The organism is Bacillus sp. J14TS2 (assembly GCF_018333015.1).
In the GTDB taxonomy this organism is placed as follows: Bacteria; Bacillota; Bacilli; order Bacillales; family Bacillaceae_C; genus Lederbergia.
Window position 1 is genome coordinate 87,946 of record NZ_BORE01000006.1, and the last position, 10,650, is coordinate 98,595.

The 10,650-nt window shown below is 37.5% G+C and carries 10 protein-coding genes and 1 pseudogene; 3 read left to right on the forward strand and 8 right to left on the reverse strand.

Features of this window, described 5'->3' with window-relative positions:
• Positions 1–1,028: 1,028 nt before the first annotated feature.
• Positions 1,029–2,009 carry an AraC family transcriptional regulator gene (locus tag KI375_RS10765; RefSeq protein WP_212973504.1) on the forward strand — a complete coding sequence of 327 codons (981 nt, stop codon included), beginning with the start codon at positions 1,029–1,031 and terminating at the stop codon, positions 2,007–2,009.
• A gap of 187 nt (positions 2,010–2,196) precedes the next feature.
• Positions 2,197–2,856, forward strand: a complete 660-nt coding sequence (locus KI375_RS10770) for a peroxiredoxin-like family protein (protein WP_212973505.1) — start codon at positions 2,197–2,199, stop codon at positions 2,854–2,856.
• Between the two features lie 457 nt (positions 2,857–3,313).
• Here the strand turns inward: KI375_RS10770 and KI375_RS10775 are convergent, their stop codons facing one another.
• The 6 genes from KI375_RS10775 to KI375_RS10800 all read right to left on the reverse strand — a co-directional run bounded on the left by KI375_RS10775 (position 3,314) and on the right by KI375_RS10800 (position 7,961).
• Entirely contained in the window at positions 3,314–4,303 is a 990-nt protein-coding gene (locus KI375_RS10775) for a ketoacyl-ACP synthase III (protein ID WP_212973671.1), read from the reverse strand.
• A gap of 99 nt (positions 4,304–4,402) precedes the next feature.
• Positions 4,403–4,561, reverse strand: coding sequence for a hypothetical protein (locus tag KI375_RS10780; RefSeq protein WP_212973506.1), 159 nt, complete (start codon positions 4,559–4,561; stop codon positions 4,403–4,405).
• Between the two features lie 155 nt (positions 4,562–4,716).
• Positions 4,717–5,316 carry a TetR/AcrR family transcriptional regulator gene (locus KI375_RS10785; RefSeq protein WP_212973507.1) on the reverse strand — a complete coding sequence of 200 codons (600 nt, stop codon included), beginning with the start codon at positions 5,314–5,316 and terminating at the stop codon, positions 4,717–4,719.
• 79 nt (positions 5,317–5,395) lie between these two features.
• Positions 5,396–6,415, reverse strand: a complete 1,020-nt coding sequence (locus KI375_RS10790) for a glycoside hydrolase family 113 protein (RefSeq protein WP_212973508.1) — start codon at positions 6,413–6,415, stop codon at positions 5,396–5,398.
• A 669-nt stretch (positions 6,416–7,084) separates the two neighbouring features.
• The gene (locus KI375_RS10795) at positions 7,085–7,507 is read right to left on the reverse strand and encodes a hypothetical protein (RefSeq protein ID WP_212973509.1); all 423 of its coding nucleotides are present in this window, start codon (positions 7,505–7,507) and stop codon (positions 7,085–7,087) included.
• A complete protein-coding gene (locus KI375_RS10800) occupies positions 7,488–7,961 on the reverse strand; it encodes a MerR family transcriptional regulator (RefSeq protein ID WP_212973510.1) in 474 nt (157 codons plus the stop codon). The genes KI375_RS10795 and KI375_RS10800 overlap by 20 nt, the downstream gene beginning before the upstream one ends.
• 490 nt (positions 7,962–8,451) lie before the next feature.
• Here KI375_RS10800 and KI375_RS10805 point away from each other — a divergent pair.
• Positions 8,452–8,616: pseudogene (locus KI375_RS10805) on the forward strand (ATP-binding protein); the annotation flags it as partial.
• A gap of 96 nt (positions 8,617–8,712) precedes the next feature.
• Here the strand turns inward: KI375_RS10805 and KI375_RS10810 are convergent.
• Together KI375_RS10810 and KI375_RS10815 are read right to left on the reverse strand one after the other, a co-directional pair.
• Positions 8,713–9,624, reverse strand: coding sequence for a conjugal transfer protein (locus KI375_RS10810; RefSeq protein WP_212973511.1), 912 nt, complete (start codon positions 9,622–9,624; stop codon positions 8,713–8,715).
• 15 nt (positions 9,625–9,639) lie between these two features.
• A complete protein-coding gene (locus tag KI375_RS10815) occupies positions 9,640–10,650 on the reverse strand; it encodes a bifunctional lytic transglycosylase/C40 family peptidase (RefSeq protein WP_212973672.1) in 1,011 nt (336 codons plus the stop codon).

Genomic DNA, 10,650 nt, shown 5'->3' on the forward strand with positions numbered 1-10,650 from the left:
GCTAGACTATCCGGGTACCGGCTATTCACTTGACGATAGCGCTCATGGTTTCCGATTCTTCAAAAGTAACAGGACTCCATACCAGAGTTGGTGGGTCGTTAGACATTCTGATGGAACTATCTCATTTAAAAATCAAAAAACCGGCAGGTGTATTGATGATACTTCCCAACATGGCTTAAGAACAGTCGGGTGTCATTATGGCACTTACCAAAGATTTTACTAATGCTTGATTTTGGTTAGAAGATTTCTAGTAATGGTTTTACGGCGGTATAATACATTTGTGAAGGAAAAAAAGCCCTCATGTTATCCGTAAGAATTTCTATGTTTAAAAATGTATTGCCTGTTGCTAAATGGGAATCATACTAGCAATCTTTTAATCCTGAAAGGGTCATGACCCTTGGCCTTGAATAAAGCTCGCTTTTTAGTGGGCTTTTTTGGTCCCAATAAAAATCTATTCTGTCACCTTTAATCTCTTACTGGCTAGAGCTTTGCTCTAGCCAGTAGCTTTATCTTCCCTTCTTTATCTGTTCTTCAAAATTTAATAAACCATTTCTTATCATTTCTCCCTTTTGTTCAACAGTATCTCTGTACGGACCAAAAAACAGTATACATTAGAATGTTTTGTTGTAGCTTTGAAATAAAGTTTGATCATTTGTAAAAAAGATTGATCGTTTTTAAAAAGGTTTGATCAAAAATGTGTTATTAGTCCCCTCAAGGTTGGTAACTTTACAATAAAATTTGTATACTGAAACAAGTTACCGCGATCTTCACCAAACGGGCCATATTGCGGAATAAAAGAAGGATTCTGGAAAGGGAAATAGAAGGGATAATACATGTGTTTATTTTTATTAAAGCCGACAGTTAACATTTATCTGAAAGAATAAGAGGTGAATGATGAAGCTAATCCCTATCTCACCAAGCAACGTTTTAGTTGATTCACCGGTCGAGATCTATATCACTGGTCTAAATAGAAAGAATGGGAAAATATCCAGCATCGTTTTGCTGATTTTTAGAAAGGAGTTTGTGAGATGAACGTTAGCGATTTTCATCAGAATTTTAATCTTTTTTTCGATGGACTTCAATTACGTCGACAAAATGAAAATCGGACCGAACAGATGGAACTTCATTCACAAATCGGAAAGGGTTCTATTCACCGATTTGTGCCACGTACCGACTTGGAGATGACCATTTCCAATTTTAAGTTTTATCAAGACCACAAGTTCAATCTATTCACCCATTCTGCCATGGTTGAGCTTAGCTGCTGTTTCAAAGGTGCAAGAACAACCAGTGTATCTGGTATTGAGTACGAGGTTACCCCTGGCAGCTGTACGCTTCAATTCATAAATCAAGTTGATGCTAAATTTGAGTTAAACAAGGATGAATCTTTTCATATGTTGAGCGTCGGTATCCCCGTTTCAACCTTTCATCGTTTTATGGAAGAGGCGAGCGGGGCAAGATCGATCGACTTTTATAGCATTCTAGGAGAAAATTCTTTTCGATTATTCCAAGATACCATCGATCCGTCGGCTTCCGTCATCCTTAAACGAATCATGGAATCCGTTGAAGAGCAAAGAATCAAAAACTTGGAGATGGAGTACTCTGTATTGGAACTTTTATCCTTGACCTTTAAAAGATTTCTATTTGACGACCCTTCGGAATTAACCAGTCTGTCAAGAAGCGATATGACAAAAATTAGGAAAGCGCGGTCGATTATTCTGGACCGTATGGAAGACCCCCCATCACTTTTGGAACTGTCTCGATTGATTGGGATGAGTGATTATAAATTAAAAAATGACTTCAAAAAAATGTTCGGTCAAACGCTGTTCAGTTATTTAAAGGATAAACGTCTTGAGAAAGCCTTCCATTTGTTACAAAATGACGGCTTCCGCGTGATTGATGCATCCTATACTGTGGGTTATTCGAATCCAAGCTATTTTGCGGAAGCATTTCGTAGCAAATATGGTGTTAACCCAGGTGAATTCATTCGCCGTTCTTCTATTTCACGTTAACCTTTCCTTGTAGCTATTTTTTATTGCTCCCAATAACCAGCATTGATCTCCGTCAGGTGGTAGAACACTCGCTTAAGTGAATGTTACGATATCAACATTATCACAGTAAGGTGAAAGGATGTGTATAGGGAATTCGGAAAAGCCCACTTACTTAAGTGTCAAAATGATATTAGGAGTGATTGCACACATGGAGAAAACACAATTTGAGAAATTACAAGATGAACTGGATTCAATATGGGTACATGGGAAAAAGACTCTTCCTACGGAAGTTGTGGAGGCATTCGAAAAATCGATTCAGGATCTTAGGAACTCGAATTCCGCCAGAGGTTTAGTGATTGGGGAAAAAGCGCCCGACTTCACCTTAGAAGATCAAATAGGTAAAAATATAACGTTGTCTAAAGTGACGGCAAAAGGGCCCGTTATTCTTACATTCTACCGTGGCCTCTGGTGCCCATTCTGCAATGTAGAGTTAAGAGGCTACCAGCAAATCATCGACAACATTCATGCGACCGGAGCTCAGTTACTTGCAATTAGTCCACTAACTCCGGAGCATACGTTGTCTGTCCAGGAGAAGCATGAATTGAGTTTTCATGTATTAAGTGACCTGCATAATCAAATAGCGGAAAAATATCGTCTTAAATTTAAAGTCCCTGGATATCTACATGACATCTACAGATCTTTAGACTTTGCATTAGACAAATACAATGGTGACAACTTTTGGGAGCTTCCTGTACCAGCAACCTATATTATTGATCAACAGGGAGTCATACGCTTTGCTAACGTAGACCCTGATTATAGAAGACGTACGGAACCAGGTGAAGTATTAAACTTTCTTCGTTCCTTATGATGAGCTCTGAAGTTTTTTAAACCATTTGTGAAAACAAAGAAATGTAGTAAGTTTTTTCTGTTAAACAAATACCAGCTAATACTAGAAAAGACTATTCCGACATGAAAAAAGCCGATTTTTCCTACGCTAAGGAATCACCGGCTTTATTTTATTGAACAAGAGGACGGAGTGAATCTAAGCTTGCTACTTTCTTTATGTCAAAAGTGTATTCCCCAAGAAAATTGATATGCTCCCATTGTAGCTTTGAAACAAAGTTTGATTAAAGAAATCACGTGAACCTGCAATTTACGGTAATAAAAAGCATCCATTTTGAAATAAAAGTTGATCAAAATGGATGCTTTACCAGCCGATTTTAGTTGAACTTTTATAAAAAAGTTTGATCATTTTATATCTGTGATCTTCGACAATCTCGCCCTTTTCCGGAATAACTGAAATAAAACTTTTGAGGCTTTTGATCTTATCGGTCTGGAACTCCCCAGTTAACAATTAATCCAGTATAAGTAAGTCCTCCACCAAATCCATACAGAATCACCGTATCTCCATAATGCAGCTTTCCTTCTTTTATGCCGAGATCGAGTGCTAAAGGTATAGATGCTGATGAGGTATTCCCCATATTCTCAACACTATATAAGGTATTGTCCATACTAATATTTGATTTTTCACAAATGGATTCAATCATTCTTAAATTAGCACTATGTGGGACAAACCAGTCAATGTCTTCCGTTCCCATATTGGCTCTTTCTAATAAAGTTTGCACGCCATTAGGAACCGTTCGTGTGGCCCATCTATACACTTCACGTCCATTTTGAACCATGTTTCCATCTCCAAGCAGTTCATTGCCGTTCATTTGTTTTGATAACCCTGAACGATAAAGATGGATACCGCCTTCCCCATTTGTGTCTAGAACAGAAGTTATAAAACTGGGATTTTCTTCATCGGATTCAACTAAAACTGCACCAGCGCCATCACCGAAAAGAACACATGACGAACGGTCAGTGTAATCCGTGACTTTCGACAATGTTTCTCCACCAATTACCAAAACCTTTTTATGGAGACCAGAAGAGACAAGTCCATTTGCGACATGTAAAGCATATGAAAATCCAGCACACGTTGCGTTCAAATCAAATGCACCGGTATGTTTCATTTTAAAATGTTCTTGAACTTGACAGGCTACACTCGGAAATGCGTAATCTGCTGTAGAGGTGGAAACGATGATTAAATCAACATCTTCAACACTCTTATTATAATCTTGTATTAATTTCTCCACTGCTTTAATACATAAGTCGGATGTAAATTCATTTTCTTCTGTTATGTGTCGTTCTTTCATACCTGTTCTTTTAATAATCCACTCATTATTTGTGTCGACAAACTTCTCCAAATCAGCATTGGATAATATACGACTTGGAACATAAGTTCCGATGGCTGTAATACGGGCTTTTGATTGAATCACCCAATTCACTCCTCCCCTTATTCTTACTCCATTTTAACACATGGTATTATTACCTGGTACTAATTTTATATAAAATTATAAAAGGTTTTCCAAAATTTACTCTGTTGATCTTATAGTGAAAGGAGATCCAGGACCACCATGAACTAAGATCAAAACGGAGTTTGTTGGATTTTCACCTCGAATAGTAACCCATTGGCTGATACCGCCAATCTCAACATATTGATAATCATATACGCCTTCGGGATTTGGTTTCAAAGATCAGAGCCTGCTTTTGAAAAAAAGATTGATCAAAACAGGCTCTCAAAATATTTCGTTCCGGAGAATCTTTGTAAAAAAGTTTGATCATTTTCTGTTTGTATTGTTCTAAAACGGCGGATATTTCATTAAGTTTATAAACCTTCTATAATTTATCAAGAACCAGTTATAATTCGCAATAGAATGTCAACTTCCGGCTTATAATAGTCTCCATCCCCTTGTGCTGCACCCAGCAGCATAAGACCAGAAATAATCGACAAATAACAAGAAATCAGTTTTCTTGAATCGCCAGCTACTATCTCACCTACTCGCTGTCCTTCTTCAAATAATGGAAGTAATTGATCAACATACGTTTTTATGGGATATTGTTTAATAAGCTCATTGGCCCTCTCAGGAACGCCATCTGACGTACGCGCCTGATGAATTAACATAAAATAAGCTGAATCCCCTTCATGAAGTATTATTTCTGTCAAAGTTTTTATTTTTTCGATTGGTGATCCTGGAAGTTGATATACGTACATCATTGTTGAATGTGATTGTTCCATTGCCCATTCAACAAGCGTAGTAAAAAGTTCGTCTTTCGATTTAAAATAGTGGTACAGAAGGCCGTGACTGATACCAGCTTCCTCAGCAATCATACTCATTTTCGTTCCAACGACGCCTCGCCGAGAAAAAACCTTTACTGCAGCGCCTAATATCTGTTCCCTGCGCTCATTATGAATCTGATGCTGTTTTTCCTTTTTAGAAGGTGCCATTTATTATCAAACCCTCTTTTCTAAGTTTTATTAATTGGCGGGATTCTCATGTCCATAGTTTCTGATCAATAGACGATTATTAATTGGTTCTGTAAAACTTGGCAATTTCATTAAATGCTTCTTTAGGCTCCCAGTATCCACTCGTATATGATTTTTCGGAATCTTCCGGATAGACCTTAACAATGCCGTAGCTCGCCATATCTAAATCATACTGAGGGTTTGGAGAGAACGGTTTGTTGGGCATAATATAATCAAAAACGAAAGCGCCATGGATATTCTCTGATTTGTATATTTTAAGCAGCTCAATTATATAATCAGCCTGTACTTTCTCGCTTCTTTTAATATCGCCTTTTATTTTGGGAACGGAAGTACTCCAATCTATAATTTCATGACTTTCCGGCCCCTTTTTCTCCGCTCCTTCAAAGGTGCCACATCCGAATTCAAAGATGACAATCGGTTTATTATGCCGATGGAATTTCCTTAAACTTTTAATATATCTCGATTCATTGTAGGCTAGTTTGTAAAGATTCAAACCGATCATGTCGAACTCCTTCCAGTCAACCTGTTCCCAGAGTGCTGCTCCGTAGCTTATTTTACCGTTGAAGCTTGATCTAACAACTTTACAGGCTTTCCTAAGATAGTCGTTCAATTTTTTGTTATACCAAGGAAGCAACCACCACATAGTGCGTAACTTCGAGGCTCTTTGAGCATGATTACTACCAGGCATGATGCCTGATGAAAAGATTGAAAGCTCGCAGCCTAAGCTTAGATCAATTTTCTGGTATTTCTTTCGCAATTGCTCGGCTGCAAGTGCCACTTCCGACAAATGTGTCATTGTTTCTTCTTGATTTCCCTCGACAAGTCTTGGCTGAAGCCATACGTGAAGGCCGATTTCCAATGCAATCGTTGCACACTCAACCAGTCTATCGATATCGGTACCATAAATTTGAACTGAAGTGCAATGCAACTGATCACTTATTACCCGAATTTCTTGCTCCATCAAACCCTTTCGAAATTCACGTGTCCGAGAACCCGGGCTGAAATTTGTACCCACATCATAATTTATTCCCTTTTGAATAAGTGCTTTTTGATTTTTCATTTATATATCTCTCCTTTCTTTAATTCCCCCCTAAAAACAACAAAGAATTGAAGGAATTGTTTTAAAAGTCCGCAAGCAATGAAACTGCATTATTGAGGATCACCTTAAGCGGAGCACCACCAAATTGATAATTGATTGACCCAGTCAGTCAACCCAATGATAGAACAATTTCCAATAGCAGTCAACAGAAATATTGATCACTCGTACACTTAAACACACCTACATAATTAATTTAAAATAAATAATCTAATTCTAAGCAATATACAATTTCTCAATGGCCTATTTGTCATAAACAAAGCTGGCACCTAATAAACTCACCTACCTTTTTTCTTTTGACAGCAAAAACCCCTTCAGATAATCACATCCAAAGGGTAAAGCTTCGCTGTAGATTTGGAATAAAGTTCGATCAAAAACACTTTACTGTAGCTTTGAAATAAAGTTTAATCAAAAATACCTCTCAAACCCACATCTTACGTTAACCTAAGGGGACCCGTTTTTGAAAAAAAGATTGATCAAAACGGGTTTATTCTTTGTAAAGTATTATACATTTTTTATAAAAAAGTTTGATCATTTTCTTGCTGTAATCTCATGAATACTGGTTGCAGCAAAGCCTCTTATATCGCACCCCTTTTACTAAAGCCACATTCGGACATTTCTGTTACTGTAGTCCTAACCAACGGACTGTTTTTTCTTCATAGTTGTGCCAAGTATGATTAAGACAACATAGATTACGATGGCAATTGAATCTATCAACGTATCCGTAAGAGCTGAAACGTCAAGTAATGCTGTTACACCAAGAATGATCATCAGTCGGACGATTAGGATCACCGCGATCATCCATGCGGCAAAATGGATCTTCGATAGTTCACTTTGAAATGACATGAAAATGAATGCGATGCCGAAGACCAGATTTTCCACCGTTATAATGTGCCAAACATACGTGAATACCGTCCGGGTATCCATGGGCATCCCCCTAATGTCGAGCGTCGGCAGCACAGCGGATTGCCCGTTCCATGCATGCGTGACGGCAAATAGCACCGCAAGAACGCCTACAATCAGATAATAAAAATTCCTAACCTTGATGTTGATCACAACCCTCCTTAAAAATTGCCTGTTCATTTTCTCGGATATCCTTGTAAAGCTCGCGGACGAATTCTCTCAACTGTTGATCGCTTTCGTTATTAAAATCCCTTAACGTTCTAGCCGCTATGTTGAGCAGCTGACTTACCTTTTCCAGATGGTTAATCTTCTTGCGCATTGCTGCGTTCTTAGCATCGAGGAACGCAGCAACCTCTTCGCAGTATGCGGAATCGATATTTTCCATCTTGCGAAAATCAAATTTTCCCTTGATTTCGTCAAGAGAAAAGTCCGCATACCGCATAATCTGAATATTCATCAAGTCTATGAGGTCTTCCCTCGAATACATGCGGTACCGATTGTCTTTCCGAGACGGCGAGACGATTCCAATCCGGTCATAATACCGAAGTGTATCTTTGGACATTCCAAGTATCTGAGAAACCTCTTGTATAAAATAAAGTTTTTCCATGAATCCAGAATAACATTTGAGTTGACTCCAGTGTCAAGTTGTTTTTCAATTACTTTTTATAATCTGTATATTAATCTTAAAGATATTTTGATTGTCTTCTTAATTAACAATATTTATCTTTTGTAAATAAACTTTCTTTATTTCGTAATATGGCCCAATTGCTGAACAGAAAAATCCTACATCAATAAACAGGACTCTTGATTAATCCTTTTTATAAACGGTGCAACTTTATTACAATCGGTTAAACTTTGTTTTAAACGGTCAAACTTTATTTTAAATCTACACCAAATGTAGCTTTAAAATAAAGTTCGATCAAAAACACTTTACAAACCCAAATATTACCGTACACAGAAGAATCCATTTTGAAAAAAAGATTGATCAAAATGGATTCATTCTTTGTGGAAAGAAACCCCTTTGGATAAGTTACATCCAAAAGGATAAAACTTCGCATCTTTTTTATAAACATCGCGGCTTTATTTTAAATCCACAACAACTCATTCATACATTAAAAACTGAGGAAGTTACAAGAAAGTCCCAAACAGGAATGAAGCGTATTCGGGATGCCAACCTTGTCATCATTGATGACTTGATGTTCATGGCAATGGATACGCGAGAAGCAAATCTATTCTTTCATCTGATTAACGACCGTTATGATGATCCATATAAATTGTCAATAACCAAAGCTGCTATTAAAAAACAAACTTCTCAGGAGGAGGATGAATTTGGTTTTTAATGCCTAAAAAGATATTCCTTATTCTACAATCATCCAGTTATTATCTTTTTCTAATGTGAGTTCAAACTGTGAAAGCTGTATAGCTTTAGTAGTTTCATCCAAATACTTCACAATAACCCACACCTTAATTTGATTCTCTTTTTCTTGAAAGACTGGATTAATCAATTCAGAAAAGATGTAGTTCTTTTCAATAGTTGGTAAAGCATTGTTTTTCACATAATAAGCAAGTTCTTTATCAGTCGCAGTCGGATAAAACGCAAAAAACGTCTCTAAAAAATCTGTCACTTCTTGCACAGTATCGGAATCGACCGTACCATTACTTTCAGGTAGTTGTGGCTCATAATCTGATTTATTCGGTATGCTCCATAAAGTAGGGTTTTGTGTAATTACTAAGTTTCCTACATTATCTTGATGAAGCAAGATTCGATAAGTGGACCGGACCCATTGGCTATTTTTATCTTCCGTAATTTTTTGATCTAACGAATAAATAACCGCATAGGTATCATCATTTTCTGGTGACACTGACCAGATATCAATATTACTCACACTAGAACTAGTAGGAATATCTGCTCTCACGGTATCAGTATTTAAGGCTTGTAAATTCTCTGTCAAGTAGTCATTGATCTTTTCCGCTCGTTGTTCAATGGAATCTTTTTCGTTTTGCCATGTGTAGTAGTCTTTCACAAAGTTTTTCGTAAAACTCTCTATAGGATTAGTGTCCAAAATATTGGTTTCAACGATTTCTCTTTCATGTATGGTATGCTGGTCAATCGCTGTAAAGTTTTTATAAATGCCAAAGGCAAGGCTGCCAATTAGTAATATCCATAAAATAGTTACTGATTTTTTACGTGTACCAACAGTACGCACTTTCGTTTTTTTAGGTTTTGTTTCTAGCGGTTGGTTTTCTTTTTTCTTAAAGAAGCTTTTCATTTGGTTCAATCCTTTCTATTGTTTAATACGTCCAGCTCCAATTAGGTGCTTTTGCCAGTAAGAAGAAGTCAGATTGGCATAACCAATTGGATCTCCGGCATTATACATTTGATTATTTCCAAGGTAGATTCCCACATGGGTGACATAGGTTCCTGCATTATATGTGGAATGAAAAAACACTAAATCCCCAGGTTTTGCTTCAGATAAAGATATATGCTCGGTCACGTCATATTGCTGTTGTGCTGTTCGAGGCAAGTTAATCCCTGCCTTTCGATAACTCCATTGTGTTAATCCACTACAATCAAACGAGGTTTTTGGATTATCTCCACCAAAGACATAGGGGTATTCCTCATACTTCAAGGCTTCATCCATAACTATCTGAACCATTTCATCATCAAATTGAGGTGAAATGAAATACTGACTCACTAAATCAACATAAAACATATTTCCGTAAAGATAACGCCAGCCGCCGTTTTTCTTTACAGCTATCGGATTCGTATAGGTAACTTTGCTTCCACCCGAACGTTCCCTAGCAAAGTTTTTGGCTAATTCAAAGCTGTATTGTGTTCCCCTTTTTGCGACATAATCAATAAAAGCACCGCCATAGTTATAGGCTTGAATGACTGCATTGCCATCGATACCACTTGTTTCTGTGGAACGTACCAAATCAGCAAAGTATTTTGTTCCTTGTTGAATCGAGGCTTCGGTATCTAAGGAATTGGGTGGAAGTCCCAATGATTCGCTCGATTGCATCACGTCCGGAAGTTTCCCGCCACTTTCGACTTGGATAATGGCAAGCAGAGTAGAGACATACTCACTAATGCCATATTCTTTCGCATACTTTTCTACCATTGGCTGATGTTTTAACACATCTGCTGACACCGATATACTACCTCTATCACTAATTAAATCAGCGTTCCCTGTTGAATCGTCCTCATTGGAAATAAAAATCGCTACAAACGCTAGTAGCCCAAACAAGGCAAGAAAGCCTAGCCCCCAAGCAAGTAATAGGATCTTTAACCTCAT